The organism is Actinomyces naeslundii, from assembly GCF_001956585.1.
Lineage (GTDB): Bacteria > Actinomycetota > Actinomycetes > Actinomycetales > Actinomycetaceae > Actinomyces > Actinomyces naeslundii.
This window is the reverse complement of the sequence record NZ_MSRR01000004.1, coordinates 93,002-113,151: the sequence shown is the minus strand read 5'-3', so window position 1 is coordinate 113,151 and position 20,150 is coordinate 93,002. Positions and strand designations below refer to the sequence as shown.

Sequence of the window (20,150 nt, the reverse complement as noted above, 5' to 3'; positions counted from 1 at the left end):
ATCGCCTCCGTTACCGGTACCGGGATGAACGAACCTGCCACGCGATAACCTCGCCCAGGAAGTAGGAGCTCCATCGACGAAAGGACCAGCCGTGCCCGTTGAGGTCTCATCGGTCTTACCGGGCACGCCGGTCTCACCGGTGTCGCTGCGCAGCCCCGGCCCCTCCCGCCGTCAGGTCCTGACTGGAGGCGCCACCGGTGCCCTCGCCGTCCTCCTAGCCGCCTCCGGCTGCTCCAGAAAGGCCGACGGCCCGCGCCTGCTGACGATCCCGCGCGAGGACATGGGCACCTTCACCCGCAACTTCAACCCCTTCACCACCAACAGCGCTCCCATGACCGGGCAGGCCATCTACGAGCCCCTCCTCATCGTCAACCCCCTCAATGGCGAGATCACCCCTTGGCTCGCCGAGTCCTGGGCGATGTCCGAGGGCGCTACCGCCCTCACCTTCCACCTGCGACCCGGCGTCACCTGGTCCGATGGCAGGCCGCTGGTGGCCAAGGACGTCGTCACCACCTTCGCGGTCCACCGCGCCGTCGCCGGCGGCTACGACTACCTCGACTCCGTCACTGCCAACAACGCCACCGCCGTCACCCTCATCTTCACCCGTCCCAACTCCGTCGCCCTGCAGGAGCTCGGCAGCCAGCTCATCGCCCCCGACCACGTGTGGTCCGCCATCTCCGAGCCCGCCAAGTTCCCCAACCCCGACCCCGTGGCCACCGGCCCCTTCACCCGGGTCGCAGGCTTCCAGACCCAGTCCTTCGACCTCATGCCCAACCCCACCTACTGGGGCAACAACCACCAGAGCGACGACGCCGGTGCCCCCAGCACGGGCGCCTCCGCAGGAACCTCTGCGAGTCCCTCCGCCGGTGAGACCGCGAGCCGCACCGCTCGTCGAACGTCGGTTCCCGGCATCCGCATGCTGGCCTTCGCCGGCAACGACAGCGCCAACCTGGCCGCCGTCAACGGCGACGTCGACTGGGCTCCCCAGTACATGGCCGACATCCAGACCGCCTACATCGACAAGGACCCCGACCACCGCCACTACTGGTTCCCCGGCGCCGACTCCACCATCCAGTGGACCCTCAACACCACCAAGGCCCCCTACAACGACGTCGCCTTCCGCAAGGCTCTCAGCCGGGCCATCGACCGCAAGACCATCTGTGCCACCGGCATGTCCGGCTACGCCCAGCCCGCCGACCCCACCGGCCTGGGGGAGGGCTTCCAGGCCTGGAAGGACCCGGCCGTGGCCGCCCTTCCCCTGTGCACCTTCGACAAGGCCGCCGCGGCCGCCGCCCTCGACGCCGCCGGCTACAGGCTCGGGGCCGACTCCAAGCGCCACGGCCTGGACGGCAAACCGCTCGCCCTGACGATCCAGGTGGGCTCGACGTCGTCGGACTGGCTCAGCGTGGCCCAGATCATCGTGCAGAACCTCGCCGACGTCGGCATCAGCGCCACCATCGACTCACCTGACTGGACCGAGGTCACCGCCGCCCTGGAGACCGGAACCTTCGAGACCGCCGTGTGCTGGTCCACGCTGGGCGCCACGCCGTACACCTACTACGAGGCGACCATGAGCACCCAGAAGGTCAAGCCGATCGGCACCCACGCCCTGGAGAACTACCACCGTTTCGGCGACCAGCGGGCCACCGAGCTGCTCGGCCAGTTCGCCGCCACCACCGACCGGGCCCGCCAGATCGAGATCTGCCATGAGATCCAGCAGCGCTACGCCGACCAGCTGCCCGTCATCCCCCTGTTCCCCGGGCCGGTCTGGGGCGCCTACACCGACGAGCACTTCACCGGCTGGCCCAGCCAGGACCACCCCTACGCCTCACTGAGCACCCGCTCCGCCACTACCGTCCTGGTCCTCAACTCCCTCAGGCCCCGCGCCTAAGCCCTCACCTCAGGACGACCGCCCCACACCGATGGGGCCTCGCGAGACTACCGGCCACCCGGCCGGAACGGGGACACTGTTCCGGGCGGCGCAGCGGGCCGCCCGCAGCAGCTTGCCGCTCGATGCTCGGGAAGGAGGCGCGCGCCGGTGGCCTACATCCTCAAGCGCCTGGGCTACTACCTCCTGGCCTTCTGGGCCTCGGTCACCCTCAACTTCCTCCTGCCGCGGCTCATGCCCGGCGACCCCGTCTCACGCATGTTCGCCCGCTCCGGCGCCCGCCTCACCCAGACGCAGGCCCTCCAGCTGCGCCGGCTGTTCGGGATCGACGACGCACCCCTGTGGCAGCAGTACCTCCGCTACCTCAAGTCCATCCTCACCGGGGACCTGGGCGTATCCATCTCCCGCTTCCCGGCGCCGGTCAGCGAGGTCATCGGCAGCCAGATCGGCTGGACCGTCCTGCTGGGCGGCTTCGCCCTGGTCATCGCTGCGTTGGCCGGCAGCCTGCTGGGGATCCTGGCGGCATGGCGGCGCGGGGGAGTGGCCGACTCGATCCTCGTGCCCCTCCTGGTCTTCCTCGGCTCCTTCCCCTACTTCTGGCTGGCCATGGGCGCCCTCTACCTTCTGGGGATGGGCCTGGGCTGGTTCCCGCTGCGCCACGCCTACACCGCCGGGAGCATCGTGGACTGGTCTAGCCCCGTCTTCCTGGCCGACGTCGCCCAGCACCTCGCGCTTCCGGCCCTCACCATCGTGGCGGTCTCCCTGGGCGGCTGGGCCCTGGGGATGCGTAACACGATGATCGCCACCGCCTCCCAGGACTACATCCTCCTGGCCGAGGCCAAGGGACTCACGCGCTCGCGGATCATGCTGCGCTACGCCGCCCGCAACGCCATTCTGCCCACGGTGACCAGCATCGGCATGTCGCTGGGCTTCATCGTCGGCGGCTCGATGCTCACCGAGGTCGTCTTCGCCTACCCCGGCATCGGTTACCAGCTCTTCAGCGCCGTGGGGGCCCTGGACTACCCGCTCATGCAGGGCATCTTCCTGACCATCACCGCCGCCGTCCTGGCCGCGAACCTCCTGGTGGACCTCGTCTACGTCCGCCTCGATCCCCGCGTGCGCGCCGGCGGACAGGGGGAGTCATGAGCCCGGCCCGACGGCGCAGTGGCCCCCTGACCGGCCTGCTCGCCTCCCTGATCCGCTCCCGCCGAGCCGGGGCCGGGGCGGCGGTCCTCGCCCTGCTCATCATCGCCGCGCTCCTGGCCCCCGTCATCAGCCCCGGCGACCCCGCCCGCATCACGGGCGCACCGGCCGCCGCCCCCGCCCCCGCCCACTGGCTCGGCGTGACTCCCAAGGGGCAGGACGTGCTCGCCATGACCCTGTGGGGTGCCCGCTCCTCCCTGGCCGTGGGCCTGGGTGCCGGACTCCTGGCGACGCTCGTGGCCCTCGTCGTCGGCCTGGCCTCGGCCTACCTGGGGCGAGCGGTCGACGGTGCCCTGTCCGTGGTCACCAACGTCTTCCTCCTGCTACCGGGCCTACCACTGCTCGTCGTCCTGGCCGCCTACATGCCGCCGGGGTGGGGCAGCACCCTCATCGTCCTCGTCGTCACCGGCTGGGCCGGGGCCGCCCGCGTCCTGCGTGCCCAGGCCATGAGCCTGTGCGGCACGGACTTCGTGGAGGCCGCCGTCGTCAGCGGGGAACGGCCGGTGCGGATCATGGTGGGGGAGATGCTGCCCAACATGGCCTCGGTCGTCATGTCCACGCTGCTGGGCTGCGTCAACGCCGCCATCGGTGCCCAGGCCGGGCTCGAGTTCCTGGGGCTGGGCCGCTCCGGCTCCGTGTCCTGGGGCACCAACCTCTACTGGGCCGCCACCGACGGCGCGCTCATGACCGGCCGCTGGTGGACCTTCGTGCCCTCGGGCCTCGCCATTGCGCTGGTCGCCTACGCCCTGGCCCTCATCAACGCCGGCGTCGACGAGGCCACCAACCCCCGCCTGCGCCGCGCGGCCTCAGGGGCGCCTGGCACGCGCCGGCCCCAGGCTCCATCGGTCGAGCCGGACAGCGGTGTGCGGACCGTCCCTGAGCCTGTCCTACGTATCGAGGACCTGAGCGTGGAGTACGACGCCGGTGAGCACTCCGGTGGAAGTCGCCGCGTCGTCGGCACCGATCGGTTCAGCCTCAGCGTCGGCCGCGGCGAGGTGGTGGGGCTGGCCGGCCCCTCCGGCTGCGGCAAGACGACGGTCGCAGCCGCCATCATGCGGCTGCTGGTTCCTACGGCGCGCGTCACCGGCGGCCGCATCATGGTGGGCGGGCGCGACGTCCTGGCCCTGGATAGGGACGAGCTGCGTCGCCTGCGCTGGCGGGAGGTCGCCGTTGTCCCCCAAGCCGCCATGAACGCCCTCAACCCCGTCATGACGATCGGCGAGCAGATCGCCGATGTCCTCACCAGTCACGAGGGCCTGCGACACCGCCCGGCTCTGGAGCGCGCCGCCGAGTTGCTCGACGCCGTCGACATCCCGGCCGGCCGCCTGCGCGCCTACCCCCACCAGCTCTCCGGAGGACAGCGCCAGCGAGTCATCATCGCCATGGCCCTGGCCCTCAGACCCCGCCTGCTCGTCCTGGATGAGCCGACCACGGCCCTCGACGTCGTCGTCCAGCGCGAGATCATGGAGCTGGTCCTTGACCTCAAGGCGCGGTTTGGCTTCTCCGTCCTGCTCATCACCCACGACCTGTCCCTCATGTTGGGCAGGTGCGACCGTATCGGCGTCATGGAGGCGGGCCGCCTCGTGGAGGAGGGGCCGGCCGGCGGCATCCTCACCTCACCCGCCCACGCCGCGACGCGGGCCCTTGTCGCGGGGCTGCCGGACCGTCCGAGTGCCGAGTCCCCGCATCCGACTTTTACGGAACCGGTCCTGGAGGTACGAGGCCTGCGCAAGGACTTCCCCGCCGGAGGGCTGCTCTCGCGGCGCACTGTTCGTGCGCTGGACGGCGTCGACCTGACTCTGCACCGCGGTGAGATCCTCGCCCTGGTGGGGCGGACCGGATCGGGCAAGTCGACGCTCGCCCGCATCATCGCGCGCCTGGAGACCCCCACCGCCGGGCGCCTCCTCCTGGACGGGCGTGACGTTCTGACCCGCGAGCCGCGTCGCGCCTCCCGCGGCTACCGCAGCCGGGTGCAGATGGTCTTCCAGGACCCCTTCGCCCCCCTCAACCCCGCCCACAGCGTCGGGCACACGCTGGGGCGCGCCCTCGCCCTGCACCGGAGCACCGCGGAACCCGGCCGAGGCCCCGCCGAGCTGCTCGACGCCGTCGGCCTGGAGCCCGAGCTCCTGGGGGTGCGTCCCCACGAGCTCTCCGGCGGGCAGCGCCAGCGCGTGGCCATCGCCCGGGCCCTGGCCTGCGAGCCCGAGGTGCTGGTCGCCGATGAACCCACCTCGATGCTGGACGCCCCGCTGCGCGCCGGCATCCTCGACCTGCTGCTGGGGCTGCGCGAAGAATGCGGCCTGTCCATCCTCTGCATCACCCACGACCTGGCCTCGGCCCGCTACCTCGCCGACACGACGGCGGTGCTCCAGGCTGGCCGCCTCGTGGAGACCGGCCCCACGGCCGAGCTCATGAAGCACCCCGCCCACCCCTGCACCCGGCTCCTCATGAGCGCGCGGACCGTTCAACGTGACCGGCCGCCTCCCGCGGCTGAGACGGAAGACGGCCGGTACGAATCGCTGTAGCAGTGGATGCGAGGAGTCTTACTGGCCGGCGTGCGGAGTTGCGCTCAGCTCGATGCTCTTGCCGCCGCGGGCCAGCGCCTCGACGGCACCGGACTGGGAGTTGCGGCGGAACAGGACGTTGGAGGCACCGGCCAGCTCGCGGGCCGAGACCACCCGCGGCTCCTTGAACAGGCCGTGGCTACCGGGCACCACGCCGCCCTGCGGCATGAGGGAGACCTTCGTGCCGGCCGTCAGGTACAGGCCCGCCTCGACGACGCAGTCGTCGCCCAGCGGGATCCCGAGCCCCGAGTTCGCACCCAGCAGGCAGCGCTCTCCCAGGGCCACGCGCTGACGGCCGCCGCCCGAGAGCATGCCCATCGTGGAGGCGCCGCCGCCGACGTCGGAGCCGTCACCGATGACGACGCCCTGCGAGATGCGGCCCTCGACCATGGAGCGTCCCAGCGTCCCGGCGTTGTAGTTGACGAAACCGGCGTGCATGACCGTGGTGCCCTCGGACAGGTAGGCGCCCAGGCGCACGTTCGCGGCGTTTCCGATCCGCACGCCCGAGGGCAGGACGTAGTCGGTCATGCGGGGGAACTTGTCCACGGAGTTCACCTGGACCGGGCGGCCCAGGGCGGCGCGCAGGCGGGTGCGGGTGGTCTCGAAGTCCTCGGCGTGGCAGGGGCCGGCCGAGGTCCACACCACGTTGGGCAGGCGGGAGAAGACTCCGTCGAGGTTGACGGTGTTGGGCGTGGCCAGTCGGTGGGACAGGACATGCAGTCGCAGGTAGGCGCCGGCCACGGTCTGGGGGGCGTCGTCGAGGTCGGCCCAGGTGCGTACCACGGTGGTGTGCACGCCGCGGGCCTCGTCGCGACGCTCCATCGCGCTCAGGGTCCCCAGTAGATCGGCGTGTCCGTCCTCGGGCTCGTCGCCGAGGACCGGGCGGGGGTACCACACGTCAAGGGTGTTACCGTCGTCGGTCACGGTCGCCAGACCGAGACCCCATGCGCTGCGAGTCGTCATGAAGAACACCCTACGGGACCTGGAGGCTGACCGGCGCCGGTGGGCGTGCGAGAATCACCGCATGGCGCGTACGACGATCCACCTCATGCGGCACGGCGAGGTGCACAACCCCGAGGGCATCCTCTACGGCCGCCTGCCCGGCTACCACCTCTCGACCCTGGGACACCAGATGGCCCAGCAGGTCGCCGACGTCCTGTCCGCCTCCGGGCACGACATCACACGGGTCATCACCTCACCCCTGGAGCGGGCCCGGGAGACCGGCGCCCCCACCGCCGCCGCCTTCGGCCTGGCGCCGACGACGGACGCCCGGCTCATCGAGGCAGGCAACTCCTTCGAGGGCGTGGCCGTCAACCGCAACCGCTGGATCCTGGCCCACCCCGCCTACTGGGGCAGCTACGTCAACCCGCTGCGCCCCTCCTGGGGTGAGCCCTACCGCGAGATCGTCGAACGGATGCGCGGCGCCGTCGTCGCCGCGCTCGACGTCGCCGAGGGCCACGAGGCGCTCCTCGTCTCCCACCAGCTTCCCATCTGGTCGCTGCGCCTCTTCCTGGAGGGGCGCTCCCTCGCCCACGACCCGCGCCGGCGCCAGTGCGCCCTGGCCTCCCTGACCTCCTTGACCTTCGAGGGCCGCACCCTGGTGGGGCTGGCCTACTGGGAGCCCGCCGGGGACCTGCTGCGCCAGGCCCGTGACATGGTGCCCGGCACCTCCGCCGCCCGGGCCGCCACCGGCCGCCCTGCCCACTTAGAGCGCTCCGCCGAGGTCGACAGCGCCGAGGCGACGCAGTGACCCAGCAGCCGCCCTCGCGCCCGGTCGGCGGCGAGGTCGTGCGCACTGGCGCCCCCGGCGAGGTCATCCGCCCCGGTCGCCCGCGCCCCGCCCCGCGGCGCCCCTGGACCGGGCAGGACTTCGTGTGGTGGCACACCGCCGCCGTCCTGACCGCCACCCGCCAGGGCCGGCGCCCCAAACCGGTCTCGCCCACCATCGACCCCGTGCGCCCGGCTCTGGGATCCGGTGAGGTCATGCTGGCCACCTGCGACGCCGAGCTGCTCATGTGGCGGCGCGGGGACGCCACCTACAACCCCTCTCGCGGCTTCTTCCTGGCCGGGGGGCCGGTCGGCCTGGCCCTGACGGCCGCCTTCTTCGGCGGGCAGGCCTATCTCAACCATCGGCGTCGTCGCGCCGCAGAGGCCGACGCCGTCGAGAAGTGGCGCCACCTGGCCACAGCCCGCCTGACCGTGTCCACCCACGGCATCTACCTGGGCACGGGGGAGGGCGTTATGCCCATCTCCTACGCCGATATCCAGGAGGTCCAGCGCACCGCCACCGGTGAGATCGTCATCGCCGCCGCCAACGCCTCCGGCTCGGTGCGCCTGAAGATCCGCGCCCAGTGGGCCGAGCTCGTCCTCATCCTGTGGGCGGTGCGCTACATGCCCGAGCACCCCCAGATCGTGGGGCGAACCTGGATCCCGGGCGACTGGCTCGTCCACGCCGCGGCCCATGGCTACGACGTCGACACCGGCCCCTGGCCCCGGACAACCGCCGCACTTCCCTGACCCGGCCCTCGCACGGGCCGTCGTCGCCAGGGGCGGCTCAGTGCTGGTCGCTTCCGGAACGGTCGGTGTCGCCCGCCTCGCCGGCGTCGGGCCCCTCGGCATCCTCCCCGGTTCCGCCCTCGTCGTGGTTGGGACTGCTGGCGGACGTCCCCGGGTGGTGCTTACGACGGCGGATGTCCTGCTCCAGCCCCCTCAGGAACTCCGGGTCGTCGTCGGGCGCCATGGGCTGGGCGCGCTGCGGGCGGCGGAAGCTCGTTCCCTCCTTGGAGGACCACACGGTGGGCTCCACGTAGCCGCCGCGCTCCTCGGCTGCCTTGACCCGCGAGACGATGATCCAGGCGATCGGGCCGATGGTCGGGAACAGCACGATGAGGATGATCCACAGGAACTTCGGCATCCGCGCCGGCATGCTCTCCTCGGGCGTGCGCGCGCAGTCCAGCAGGGCGTACAGCGTCAGGGCGAACACCAGGACGATGAGGACGATACGCATGGGCCAACCCTAGCCGAGCCGACCGGGCCCACCGACACCGCCCGCCCGCAGCCGACCGTTCATCCCGTGCGTCCGAGCCATGGCACGATCATCCCGTGCCCGTCCCGCCCACCCTCCGCCTTCTGACCGGAGGAACCGCACCCGACGACGTCGCCGCCCTGCGCACCGCCCTGGCGGAGCGTTTGGCTCAGCGCGGCCTGCTCACGGCCCGCGGCGATCCGCCCGCCTCCAGCGCCACGGCCGGGGCGCAGGTCGAGAGCACCACGTGCCCCCTTCCGCTGCTCGTCCCCATCGGCCCCGGCGAGGACGAGGGGCGGGTCCGAGCCGACCTGGCCCGCCGCATCACCCGAGTTCCCCCGCGCACCGACCTGGTCCTGCGGACCTCCGGCTCCACCACCGGCACCGGCCGGCTCATCGCCATGAGCGCCGCCGCCCTCGTGGCCTCGGCCCGCGCCACCCATGATCGCCTCGGTGGATCGGGGACCTGGCTCCTGCCCCTGCCGGCCCACCACGTCGCCGGCCTGCAGATCCTCATCCGCTCCCTCATCGCCGGAACCACTCCGGTCGTGGTGGACACGAGCAGGGGATTCAGCCCGACGACGCTCGCCGACGCCCTGCGCTCCGTCCGAGTCCCTGCCGGTGCAGCGGCCAGTGCAGCGGTCGGTACGGCGGCCGGCGCAGCGGTTAGTCCCACGGCCGGCTCGACAGACCCTCGCCTCTACGTCTCGCTGGTCCCCACCCAGCTGGTACGGGTCCTGCGGGACCCGGCGGCGAGCCGGGCCCTGTCCACGGCCGACGCCGTTCTCCTGGGCGGCGCCGCTGCCGATCCCGCGCTGCTGGCCCGGGCTCGAGGCTCCGGCATCACCGTGGTGACCACCTACGGCATGAGTGAGACCGGCGGGGGCTGCGTCTACGACGGCCGTCCTCTGGACGGCGTCGCGCTGTCCATCCGGGACCCTGATGCCGATGGGATCGGCCGCGTCCTCGTCTCCGGTCCGGTCCTGGCGGAGGGCTACCTGCAACCCGTTGACCGCACGCCCGACGACATCGGCGAGGCCTTCCAGGACCGCTCCTGCGGACGCGTCCTGGCCACCTCCGACCGCGGCCGCCTGCGCCCCGACGGGCGACTGGAGGTCCTGGGGCGCCTGGACGACGTCATCATCACCGGCGGCGTCAAGGTCGAGCCCCGCCATGTCGAGGAGGCCCTCACCGGCATCGACGGTGTCGCTGAGGCCTGCGTCGTCGGCCTGTCCGATGAGCAGTGGGGCGGCCTCGTGGCCGCTGCCGTGGTCCTCGAGCCCCCCGCCGGTCAGAAGATCTCAGGAGGCCCCGATGACCGGCGCAGACCCGACGGCGTCGTCCTGCGTGAGGCGGTCCGATTCCGGTTGGACGGCGCTCATGCCCCCAAACGGATCGTCGTCCTGGAGTCCTTGCCTCTGCGCCCCAGCGGCAAGGTCGACCGGCGCGCCGTCACCCGGCTCCTCACCGCAGTCGCAGAGCCCGTCGAGCCCGGTGAGTCCGCTGAGCTTCTCAGGCCAGGGCCCTGATCTGCGCCCCGCTAGGGCAGGTGGCCGGGCCGAAACGCGTCGTCGTCAGGGCGCCGGCCACATTCGCCCAGCGCAGCGCCGTCGCCAGGTCCGTGCCATGCGCCAGCGCGGCGGCCAGTACCCCGGAGTGGGCGTCCCCGGCCCCATTGGTGTCCACCGGCGTCACGGGGATGCTCGGGGTATGGGCCGCGGCGCCGCCGTCGGCGAACCAGGAACCCTGCTCGCCGGCCCGCACCAGCACCGTGCCGAGTCTGCTCGACAGCGCCGTGCAGGCGCCGGCGTGGTCACCGGGCTCCACCGTCACCCCCAGGCGGGCGGCGAGCATGACAGCCTCCCGCTCGTTGAGCGACCAGATCGGCTCGAGAGCACCGATGCTCTCCAGGTCGCTCAACGAAACGGAGCCGACCATGGGGGAGACATCGAACAGTGACCGACAGCCCGTCCGGCCTCTAGCCAGCCTCCCTACCAGTCTCTCCAGCGCAGCCGTGGAGGCCGCATCGGCCAGGGAGTAGCCGGAGAGATAGATGACGTCGTCGCCCAGCACCTCGAGGTTGTCGAAGGTGTCGACTGGACCCCGGGTCTCGGCCCCGCGCGTGGAGACGAAGGTGCGCTCGGCGCGGGCGTCGGTCATGGCCACGCAATAGCCCTGGTCGCCTGTCACGACTGGTCCGACGTGGGCCACGCCGATCTCCTCCAGGGCCTGTCGAACAGTCTCGGCGAAGGGTCCCTCACCCAGCGGCCCGGCGTAGAGGGTCGTGACATCGAGCCTGCGGGCGGCCGCCAGCACGTTGAAGCCGCCGCCGACGGCCATTCCTGCCTCGTCGGCGAACACGTCACCGCCCGGTTCGGGAATCGCCTCGATGCGCAAGGTCAGGTCAATGACGACCTGACCGGTGTGAATGACCCGGCCTGTCATACATGCCTCCCGAGGCGTGAGGGCGCCGAACGGATCGCGAGCAGGGCCTCGCAGAGCGGGCCGAGGTCCAGGCCGGAGCGCTCCAGCACCTGATCGACCAGCTCGACGGGGAGAAGGTCGGGCGCGCTCGCCCCCAAGATCGCGCCGGCCATCGCGGCGATGGTGTCGGTGTCGCCGCCAAGCTCGGCAGCGAAGCACAGGCCGGCCAGGGGGCGTCTTGCGAACTCGTGCACGATGACCAGAGCGCAGGGGACTGACTCCGCCGACTCCACCGAGGTCCCGACGCAGGTCCGCAGGTGCTCGGCCAGGGCATCGCCCTGCAGGCCCCGGCTCGTCTCCAGGGCCAGACGAGCGCGGGCTGCCACCGAGGCCTTCTCCGTCCAGTGCCCCTCCTCGGGATGGGCGGACACGAAGCTGAGAGCCGCCTCCAGGGCGGAGGCGGCGTCGGCGCCGTCGATGGCCGCGCTGACTGCCGCGGCGATGAGCCCGGCCGCCTCGAAACCCTGGCGAGTGTCGTGGGTGACCAGGCAGGACTCATGAACGGCCTGGGCCAGGCCGTCGCCGGTGGTGCCCAGGCGGAAGGCGATGCCCACCGGGGTGACCCGCATCGCGGCGCCGTTGGTGGTGCCCTCCCGGCCGGTTCGACGGGGATCTGCGCCGGTGCGCACCCGCTCCAGAGCGCGCTTGGTCGAGGGGCCCAGCAGGTCGAGTGAGCCGCGGGAGCGCATGTCGTCCTCCCAGCTCAGAAGGGCCTCGGCCAGGCGGAGAGGATCGATGCGGCCGTCGCCTTCCACAAGGAGACCGGCCAAGAGGAAGGCCTGCTCGGTGTCGTCCGTGATGCTGCCTGCCGGCATCGACGGGGCGATGGGCTGCTCGGCCACGGCATCGTGCAGGCCGGTGATCGTGTTGTAGTGCTGGCGGATCTGCTCCGGGCTCATGGACTGGGTGGGCATACCCAGTGCGTCACCAAGAGCCAGTCCGGCCAGCGCCCCCAGGGCGCGCTTGTACATCGACGCAGCAGCCGCCGGGCGGCTGGAGACGGACCCATCCAGGGGGTCGTGGGGGCGGGAGGCTGCGGCTGTCACAGAGTCATCCTGAGTGTCATCCTGAGTACTGACGAGGGTGCTGGCTGGGATACCGGCACCGGCCACGGCGCTGGTAGGGTCGCTGCCGCTTACCCTAGAGGATCGGAGGAAGCCGTGAGCGGCAAGACGGCACAGGACGGCGGGCCTCGGGCCACCAGCTGGGCGGAAGTGGTGCGTCTGCGCACCCTGCCGGCCGCCGTCGCCCCCGTCATCCTGGGGTCCGGGGCGGCCGCCGCAACGGGGGACCTGTCCTGGGTGCGCTCCCTCCTGGCCGCGGGCGTCGCCCTGGCGCTGCAGGTCGGCTGCAATCTGGCCAACGACTACTCCGACGGCGTGCGCGGCACCGACGACGAGCGCACTGGGCCGCCGCGCCTGACCGCCTCCGGGCAGGTCGCCCCTCGCACCGTCAAGCTCGCCGCCTTCGGCTGCTTCGGCCTGGGGGCCCTCCTGGGGCTGGGGTTGCTGGCGCTGAGCGGCCAGTGGTGGCTGCTTGCCGTCGGCGCCGCGGCGATCGCGGCCGCCTGGTTCTACACCGGAGGGTCCCACCCCTACGGCTATGCCGGTCTGGGGGAGCTGTTCGTCTTCATCTTCTTCGGCCTGGTGGCCACCGCCGGCACCACCTATGTTCAGGCCGACACGGTACCAGGGTGGCTGTGGCCCTCGGCCTGCGGGATCGGACTGCTCGCCTGCTCCCTGCTCATGGTCAACAACCTGCGTGACATCGACACCGACCCCGATCACGGCAAGATGACCCTGGCCGTCCGCCTGGGGGAGCGGGGCGCGCGCCGCGCCTTCTCAGCCATGCTCTACCTGCCCCTCCTGCTGGGAGCCGTCGCGCTGGTGTGGGCGCGTGAGACCGGATCGGCCAGTCCCGCCGACGGCGGAGGCCACGTCAGCCCGCTGCTGACCCTGGTTGTCGCGCTGACCGTCCCGCTCCTGCTGCTTCCGCTGGTACGACGCGCCACCGCACCGGTACGCGCCGGTGCCCGGGGACGCGATCTCATCGGTTCCCTGCGCGACGCCGGACTCCTGGAGCTCGCCTACGGCATCGTCTTCGCTGCCGCCACCGTCATCATCACCCTGTGAGCCCGGGCCCAGGCGAGCGTCGATCTCATGCGCGGGGACCTCAGGCAGTCGACGAAGTACATCGACTGGGCGGAGCAGAAGCAGTACCTGCCCAGGTGCCTCTAGCCCTTCGAGTCCTTCCCGGGATTTCTCCCCCGGTAGCTGAGCCCCCGAGGTCCAGGTGAAAGACGCGCGGTCGGATCCAGGGTTCTCCCGTGGCCTGTACTGCACGAAGGCGGGGGTGTACTGGCCAGGGGTTGTGCGTACTGCACGAACCCCCGGCCCCCGTGGAGTACGCCCGAACCTTCCCCAGTAGCGCCCGACCCTCGCGGAGTACTGGTGGGACGCCAACCTCCGCTGCTACGAGAGGCGTGCCGGGCCCTGAGGGCTCAGCGGGCCGGCACGGCGTCGAGCGGCACCCAGGGGTCGGGCTGGTGGGTGATGCGGTTGCGCAGGTCGCGGCGCACCAGCTCGATGGACCACAGCCAGATGACGTGCCCCAGCGCCTCGGAGAAGTGCTCCGCCCAGGTCTGCCCGCCGGCGACCCACGGGAAGGGAGAGGGAACCGTGCCCGTCAGCGGCATGAGCACCAGGTGCGCCCCCACCCACACGAGCAGACCGAAGGCGGCCCCCTGCCACAGCGTGATCGATCTGTAGTACTCGGCCATGACGCAGTAGAAGACGGCGAAGACGATCGCGAAGCTGAAGTGGATGATGAACGAGTAGATCGGCAGCCCCTCGTTGCCGTTGAAGGTGATGCCGGTGTGGGACTGCTCCGGGCTCATCCCCAGCTGCTCCAGAAGTCTCTGGGGCGGGTTCGTCGCGTTGCGCTCCGGGGTGCGGGGCGGGAAAGGGACCTCCCAGCCGAACTTGACGATGGCGGAGAAGAACCCTCCGATGATGCCGACGAGGATCGCGGTCCCGATCCTTCGGCGCGTGGGGTCGGTCTTCTCCAGCAGAGCGGACAGCATGGGTGTCTCCATGGGTGACTGGGGTGAACAGTGTGATGACCGGGTCGGTGGACGGCTTGCAGATCGAACGGTGTCTTAGTCGTCCGTTGTCCACCGACCCGGCCCTCGGAAGCCTGGCACGAGAGGCGGCTGGACCGCAATGCCATCGTGACCTGCGTCTGGTCGTGCTGCAGGTGCGACGTGGAGCATCTGGGCTGCGGAAGATGGCGAGGACCCCGCCGCAGCTGTGGCTGCGGTGGGGTCCTCGCTCAATGGGTAACGCGGGTCTATCGGCTTAGTTGCCGCCGCCCTGCTGGCTGTCGGCGCTGGCACCGGCGCCGCCCTGCTGCTGGCCGGCGCCACCCTGTTGCTGGCCGGCGCCACCCTGCTGGCCCTCGGCACCGCCCTGCTGGCTACCGGCGCTGCCGCCAGCGCCGCCCTGCTGACCGGCTCCACCCTGCTGACCCTGGTTGTTGTCACCCTGAACGGAACCGCCCTGCTGACCGGCGCCGCCCTGCTGGCCTCCGGGGCTGGCGGGCTGGTTGTCGCCGCCCTCGGGCTTCGCGGAGCCGCCGCCGGCAGCACCACCCGTGCTGTCGGTGCTGCCGGACATCTTGCTGTCTGCGCTGGGGGCGATGGAGCCGCCGTCACTGGTGCTGCCGGCGGTCTGCTTGGTTGCGGGCGTGGTCGAGTCGCCCGAGCCGGAGCCGGAGCAGGCGGCCAGACCGAGTCCGGCGGTGGCGATGAGGAGTGAGGTGGCGAGGGTCTTGGTGGCACGTGTAGCGGTGAATCGCATGAGTTCTCCTTATGCGCTTGCTGGTGCAGTGTCAGTGCGGGATGGCCCGCTCTTGCGGATCCGGAGTCGCCGTCGTCCGTGTTGCTCACGGGGCTCTCTGTGGGAGCTCGACGGCGTCCGTCATGAGTGACGATCGTCATAGACGGCTATGTGGTTGTTCGACAATCCCCGTTGCCGATGGCTCCGAACCTCTTTCGAGACTAACAACAAGAAACGGACCGAAAGGGTGAATCATAGTGACAACGGTCTCTAGTCTGGTGGTCATCGGACTGCTGGGAGGGCTCATCACGGGGATCTCCCCGTGCGTCCTGCCGGTGCTCCCCGTCATCCTCCTCTCCGCGGGAGCGCAGGGCGCACGCGGTGATGGAGAGGGGTCCGACGGCGGCCTCACCTCCCGCTTCCACCCCTACCTCGTGGTTACCGGCCTTGTGGTTAGTTTCACGGTGTTCACGCTCCTGGGATCGACCCTGCTGAGCCTGCTCCATCTGCCACAGGACCTCATCCGGTGGGTCGGCATCATCATGCTCGCACTCATCGGCCTGGGCATGATGGTGCCGAGGGTCATGGAGGTCCTGGAACGCCCCTTCGCGCGTTTCCAGCGTTTCGGCGGCTCGAAGAACCCCTCCAACGGCTTCCTCCTCGGCCTGGTGCTGGGAGCCGCATACGTGCCCTGCGCCGGCCCGGTCCTGGCGGCCGTCGCTGTGGCGGGTGCCACCGGACGGATCGGCGTCGACACCGTCGCACTGGCCCTGTCCTTCGCCGTCGGCACGGCGATCCCGCTGCTGGCCTTCGCCCTGGCCGGCCGCGGCATCACGGAGCGGATCCGAGCATTCCGTACCCGTCAGCGCGCTATCCGTATCACTGCCGGTGTCGTCATGCTCGGCCTGTCCGTCGCGCTCGTCCTGGACGCCCCCGCGGCTCTCCAGCGTCGCCTGCCCGACTACACGGCCTCCCTTCAGGCCCGTACCGACGAGCTCCTTCACGGCGACTCCTCCTCCGGAACCTGCCGTCCTGGAGCCGCCACTCTCGGTGACTGCGGCCCCCTGCCCGCCATTGATGGCACGGTGGCCTGGCTCAACACGCCCGGTAACCAGCCCCTGACCCAGAAGGACCGCTCAGGCAAGGTCACTCTGGTCGACTTCTTCGCATACTCCTGCATCAACTGCCAGCGCTCGATCCCCGGCGTCGAGAAGCTGCACCAGACCTACGCCGAGTACGGCCTTCAGGTGATCGGCGTCCACTCCCCGGAGTACGCCTTCGAGAAGGAGGTGGACAATGTGCGTGGCGGCGTCGAGCGCCTGGGCATCACCTACCCCGTCGCGGTCGACTCCAACCTGACCACCTGGAGCAACTTCAACAACCACTACTGGCCCGCCCACTACCTGGCCGACGCCCAGGGCAACGTCCGTCAGACTCACGTCGGCGAGGGCGGGGAGGCCACGACGGAGAAGCACGTCCGCGAGCTGCTCAAGCAGGCCAACCCGAACGTGAGTCTCCCGGCCCCTGTCTTCTCCGAGGTCGACGACGACGCGGGCACGGACAGTCCCCGCACCCCCGAGACCTACCTGGGCTCAAGCCGGGCTTCCGGCTTTGCTCAGGGCGCCCTGCAGAAGGGGCGGCACTCCTTCTCCTTCCCCTCCGACCTCAAGGCCGACACCTTCGCCCTTGACGGCACCTGGAAGGTTGATTCCCAGTCCATCGCCCCGGCCGACGGCCCCGGCCGGCTGCGCCTGTCCTACCGCGGCAAGCAGGTCAACCTCGTCGTCTCCGGGGAGGGCGACCTGACCTGGAGAGTCAACGGGCGCACTCATACCGCCCACGTCTCGGGCGTACCCAACGGGATGGAGCTGGTCCGTACCGACGAGGTGGGCTCGGGTGTGCTCGAGCTTCAGGCGTCGCCGGGCCTGGAGCTCTACTCCTTCACCTTCGGGTGACCCTCCGGTGCTGATGGAGACGACACCCCGGGAAGCTTCCCCGGAGACGAGTCGGGAGACGGTGCGATGATCCTGACGACGCTGGAACCGCGCACTAGGACGCGCACCGCCTGCGCCGCCGGTCTCACCTACCATTCCCCTGTGACAAGCAGTTCTTGCGGCTCTGAAGAGGAGTGGATCGCTCAGGTGGCCGACGGTGACGCCGACGCCTTCGCCCACCTCTATGACGCCTGGTCCTCTCGCCTATTCGCGCTGATCCTGCAGATCGTCGTCGACCGTGCCCAGAGCGAGGAGGTCCTCCAGGAGGTATTCCTCGAGGTGTGGCGCACCGCCGGATCGTTCTCTCCGGCTCGAGGCAGCGCCCGGGCCTGGCTGGTGACCATGGCCAGGCACCGGGCGATTGATCGGGTGCGCTCCTCCCAGTCCTCCCGAGACCGGGAGAGCCGGTGGCGTGACTACATGCCCGACGTCGATCTGACGCTTCAGCAGGTCGAGGACAGGATGGAGGGTGAGCAGGTCCGCCGGGCGCTCGAGGCCGTCGGGGAACCCTACCGCTCCACCATTGAGCTGGCCTACTTCACCGGCCTGACCCACCGCGAGATCGCCCGCCGCACGGGCACGCCGCTGGGGACGGTCAAGACACGGATCAGGGACGGAATGGCACGGTTACGACGAGAGCTGGGGGTGCAGCCATGAAGGACCGCGACAACACGCACGAGGACGCCATCAGCGGCGGCGCCGATACGCCGGGCGCCGCGGATTCCGACGGCGTCCAGGGGGTCGATGACGCCGATACCCATGAGGCGCTCGACTCCGAGACGGCGGCCCTGCTCGGATCCTCGCTGAGGCCCGTGGCCCCGCCCGCCGCGATCCGCGCCGCCCTGCTGGAAGCCGTCGTGCGTGAGCCGCAGGCGGGGCAATCGGTCGGTGCTGCTGACAGCGATGACAGAGATGACAGGGGTACCGACAGTGTCGTTGACAGTGACGCCGGTGGGACCGGCGGCGCAGCCGCCGGCCGGGGTACCGGCTCGGCTGACTCGGCTGACTCGTCCATCGTCCCCCTCGATGCGCATCGCAGACGCCGCTCGACCTGGCGCGCCGGTCTGATGCGAGCGGCCGCGGCTGTCGTCCTGCTCGGCGTCGGTATCGGTGTGGGGCGCTGGAGCGCACGGGGCGCGGTTGATGAGGCCATGGACTCCATGGCGGAGTCCATGGCGCCGACCCAGCACTACGCCCACCTCAACCAGGCCCAGGACGTCCAGCGGGTCACCGACACGATGCCGGACGGCCACGTCGCGACTCTCACCTGGTCGCAAGACATGAGCATGACTGCCCTGACCCTGCCGGCCGCGATGAAGGACTCGGCCGGCGACCGCAGCCTCCAGGTCTGGCTCAAGGAGGGGGAGCGGACTACCTCGCTGGGCGTCTACGACCCCCGCGACGGAACCGGCTTCTCCTTCCTCGACATCATGCCCAGGCCCGGCCAGCAGATCGTCATCACCATGGAACCAGCAGGTGGATCGCCCCAGCCGACGACGCCGCCCCTGGTCACCCTGCGGGTGAGTGAGGACCAGGCCGGCACCGCGACCGGCTCACCGGCACCTGAGCCCTCCTCGACCCCAGCTGGGGACTCCGCTTAGTGGTGTCGAGTGGCTGGTGGGGACCAAACAGCCCGCGTTTGTGGTGCAGTTAACGCATGAGGTGACTGCAGGGTTCTGGGGCTGATGCTGACGAACGTCAGTGTCGTTCGGTTGATTCCCCGTCCTGCCGCGGTTTGCTGGGAAAGGTTCGAAAGGCCGTGAGGACAGGGGAGTTACGGACGTCGAAGTGAGGCGATTTTGGGGAGGAGCGGTGAATGCCTCTCGCTGTGTGGAAGTCGCTGTTTGTGCTTTTTTCTTCTCTCAGTTCTTGCGTTTGCCTTGATTCGGGATTCCGACGTCATATCCAATGCGAAGAATCCGGTCCCCTGGTTGATGGCCGGTCTTGGCGTTGTTGGTTACCGGTGATCATTTCGGACCGGGAATGACAAGGAGATACCGCTTCCGTGTCAGAAGTAGTACGGGAAGGGCGACCAGTCGGGGGAACGGCGCTGGAGGAACGCATCGCGCCCCTCGACCGCCTCATCGGTCATGTAGGCCAGGCGCGTGGCCTCACCGGCGAAGACCTGCTGGCCTGCCATGCCGTCGTCGGCCAGGTTGAAGGCGAGCTTGAGCATGCGGATGGCCTGTGGGGACTTGGCCGCCACGATGGCCGCGTACTCCAGGGCTCGCCCCTCGAGCTCGGCGTGGGGGACTGCCTCGTTGACCACGCCCCAGCGCTCGGCGGTGACGGCGTCGTAGGTGCGGGCCAGGAAGAAGATCTCCCGGGCGCGCTTGTCTCCCACTTGGCGGGCCAGGAGTGCTGAGCCGTAGCCGGCGTCGAAGCTGCCGACATCGGCGTCGGTCTGCTTGAAGCGCGCGTGCTCGATGGAGGCCAGGGACAGGTCGCACACGACGTTGAGGCTGTGACCGCCGCCGGCCGCCCAGCCCGGCACGGCGGCGATGACGACCTTGGGCATGGTGCGGATGAGGCGCTGGACCTCCAGGATGTGGAGACGGCCGGCCCGGGCGGTATCGAGGCGGGCCTGGGCGGCGGCCACATCGGCCTCGTGGCTGTAGACGTCTGTGTCGCCGGTGGTGGTCGCCTTAAGGCCGTCGGGAGCCTGATCATGCTCGTAGCGGTAGCCGTCCCGGCCGCGAATGCGCTGGTCGCCCCCGGAGGAGAAGGCCCAGCCGCCGTCGCGCGGGGAGGGGCCGTTGCCGGTGAGGATGACGGCGCCGACGTCGCCGCTCATGCGCGCGTGGTCCAGGACCCGGTAGAGCTCGTCGACGGTGCGGGGCCGGAAGGCGTTGCGGACCTCGGGACGGTTGAAGGCCACCCTGACCACCGGCAGGTCCTTGAGCCAGGTGCCGTCTGAGTCTCGGGTGCAGCCCCGGTGGTAGGTGACGTCCGTGAGCACCTCTGTCCGGGTCGGCTCCCGCAGGGCATCGGTAGCGGTCTGGGCATGGGTGAAGCCGGGTACCTCCCGCCAGCGGGCGGGATCGAAGATCTCCGAGACGCGGCGCGGAAGCGGGTGGGGCGGGGCGGAGGCGGCACTCATGGCCCCAGCGTAGAGCCGCCGGCGGCAGGCGAGGACGTAGGCGGCCCTGCGCCCTG

General features: G+C 70.6%; 17 protein-coding genes. 10 read left to right on the top strand and 7 right to left on the bottom strand.

Annotated features, from left to right (window positions below; all coding sequences use genetic code 11):
* Positions 1-91 precede the first annotated feature (91 nt).
* The 3 genes from BKH33_RS02645 (at position 92) to BKH33_RS02635 (ending at position 5,616) form a co-directional block, all read left to right on the top strand.
* Complete coding sequence (locus tag BKH33_RS02645; RefSeq protein WP_003779509.1) at positions 92-1,891, top strand: ABC transporter substrate-binding protein; 1,800 nt, start codon at positions 92-94, stop codon at positions 1,889-1,891.
* A gap of 147 nt (positions 1,892-2,038) precedes the next feature.
* Positions 2,039-3,034: an ABC transporter permease gene (locus BKH33_RS02640; protein ID WP_076066975.1), complete on the top strand. Its 996-nt coding sequence runs from the start codon at positions 2,039-2,041 to the stop codon at positions 3,032-3,034.
* A complete protein-coding gene (locus BKH33_RS02635) occupies positions 3,031-5,616 on the top strand; it encodes an ABC transporter ATP-binding protein/permease (RefSeq protein WP_076142507.1) in 2,586 nt (861 codons plus the stop codon). Before BKH33_RS02640 ends, BKH33_RS02635 begins: the two co-directional genes overlap by 4 nt.
* Before the next feature lie 18 nt (positions 5,617-5,634).
* Here BKH33_RS02635 and dapD read toward each other — a convergent pair whose 3' ends face one another.
* The gene (gene dapD, locus BKH33_RS02630) at positions 5,635-6,618 is read right to left on the bottom strand and encodes a 2,3,4,5-tetrahydropyridine-2,6-dicarboxylate N-succinyltransferase (RefSeq protein ID WP_003780498.1); all 984 of its coding nucleotides are present in this window, start codon (positions 6,616-6,618) and stop codon (positions 5,635-5,637) included.
* A gap of 61 nt (positions 6,619-6,679) precedes the next feature.
* Between dapD and BKH33_RS02625 the strand changes: the two genes are divergently transcribed.
* Positions 6,680-7,405 (top strand): histidine phosphatase family protein, encoded by a 726-nt coding sequence (locus tag BKH33_RS02625; protein ID WP_076066977.1) that lies wholly within the window; start codon positions 6,680-6,682, stop codon positions 7,403-7,405.
* Entirely contained in the window at positions 7,402-8,172 is a 771-nt protein-coding gene (locus BKH33_RS02620; RefSeq protein ID WP_143229052.1) for a hypothetical protein, read from the top strand. Before BKH33_RS02625 ends, BKH33_RS02620 begins: the two co-directional genes overlap by 4 nt.
* Positions 8,173-8,209: 37 nt before the next feature.
* Here BKH33_RS02620 and BKH33_RS02615 read toward each other — a convergent pair whose 3' ends face one another.
* The gene (locus tag BKH33_RS02615; protein ID WP_003784503.1) at positions 8,210-8,662 is read right to left on the bottom strand and encodes a PLD nuclease N-terminal domain-containing protein; all 453 of its coding nucleotides are present in this window, start codon (positions 8,660-8,662) and stop codon (positions 8,210-8,212) included.
* Positions 8,663-8,757: 95 nt separating this feature from the next.
* On the opposite strand from BKH33_RS02615, the gene BKH33_RS02610 reads away from it, so the two are divergent.
* Complete coding sequence (locus BKH33_RS02610; RefSeq protein WP_003784497.1) at positions 8,758-10,209, top strand: AMP-binding protein; 1,452 nt, start codon at positions 8,758-8,760, stop codon at positions 10,207-10,209.
* Here the strand turns inward: BKH33_RS02610 and BKH33_RS02605 are convergent.
* A complete protein-coding gene (locus BKH33_RS02605; protein ID WP_003784508.1) occupies positions 10,193-11,125 on the bottom strand; it encodes a PfkB family carbohydrate kinase in 933 nt (310 codons plus the stop codon). The genes BKH33_RS02610 and BKH33_RS02605 overlap by 17 nt on opposite strands.
* Positions 11,122-12,135: an ADP-ribosylglycohydrolase family protein gene (locus BKH33_RS02600; RefSeq protein ID WP_043539668.1), complete on the bottom strand. Its 1,014-nt coding sequence runs from the start codon at positions 12,133-12,135 to the stop codon at positions 11,122-11,124. Before BKH33_RS02600 ends, BKH33_RS02605 begins: the two co-directional genes overlap by 4 nt.
* A gap of 189 nt (positions 12,136-12,324) precedes the next feature.
* Between BKH33_RS02600 and BKH33_RS02595 the strand changes: the two genes are divergently transcribed.
* Positions 12,325-13,296, top strand: a complete 972-nt coding sequence (locus tag BKH33_RS02595) for a 1,4-dihydroxy-2-naphthoate polyprenyltransferase (protein WP_003784501.1) — start codon at positions 12,325-12,327, stop codon at positions 13,294-13,296.
* 368 nt (positions 13,297-13,664) lie between these two features.
* Here BKH33_RS02595 and BKH33_RS02590 read toward each other — a convergent pair whose 3' ends face one another.
* On the bottom strand, positions 13,665-14,246 hold the full coding sequence (locus BKH33_RS02590; RefSeq protein WP_003784495.1) for a YagU family protein: 582 nt from the start codon (positions 14,244-14,246) through the stop codon (positions 13,665-13,667).
* A gap of 274 nt (positions 14,247-14,520) precedes the next feature.
* Positions 14,521-15,021: a hypothetical protein gene (locus tag BKH33_RS02585; RefSeq protein WP_076071545.1), complete on the bottom strand. Its 501-nt coding sequence runs from the start codon at positions 15,019-15,021 to the stop codon at positions 14,521-14,523.
* A gap of 236 nt (positions 15,022-15,257) precedes the next feature.
* Here BKH33_RS02585 and BKH33_RS02580 point away from each other — a divergent pair, with 236 nt between their 5' ends.
* From BKH33_RS02580 to BKH33_RS02570, 3 genes are all read left to right on the top strand, one after another.
* A complete protein-coding gene (locus tag BKH33_RS02580; RefSeq protein ID WP_076142505.1) occupies positions 15,258-16,955 on the top strand; it encodes a cytochrome c biogenesis protein CcdA in 1,698 nt (565 codons plus the stop codon).
* 66 nt (positions 16,956-17,021) lie between these two features.
* Positions 17,022-17,651 carry a sigma-70 family RNA polymerase sigma factor gene (locus BKH33_RS02575; RefSeq protein ID WP_003786101.1) on the top strand — a complete coding sequence of 210 codons (630 nt, stop codon included), beginning with the start codon at positions 17,022-17,024 and terminating at the stop codon, positions 17,649-17,651.
* Positions 17,648-18,595 carry an anti-sigma factor gene (locus BKH33_RS02570; RefSeq protein ID WP_003786094.1) on the top strand — a complete coding sequence of 316 codons (948 nt, stop codon included), beginning with the start codon at positions 17,648-17,650 and terminating at the stop codon, positions 18,593-18,595. The genes BKH33_RS02575 and BKH33_RS02570 overlap by 4 nt, the downstream gene beginning before the upstream one ends.
* Positions 18,596-19,002: 407 nt before the next feature.
* Here BKH33_RS02570 and BKH33_RS02565 read toward each other — a convergent pair whose 3' ends face one another.
* The gene (locus tag BKH33_RS02565) at positions 19,003-20,094 is read right to left on the bottom strand and encodes a 1,4-dihydroxy-2-naphthoyl-CoA synthase (RefSeq protein WP_003786104.1); all 1,092 of its coding nucleotides are present in this window, start codon (positions 20,092-20,094) and stop codon (positions 19,003-19,005) included.
* Positions 20,095-20,150: the final 56 nt, after the last annotated feature.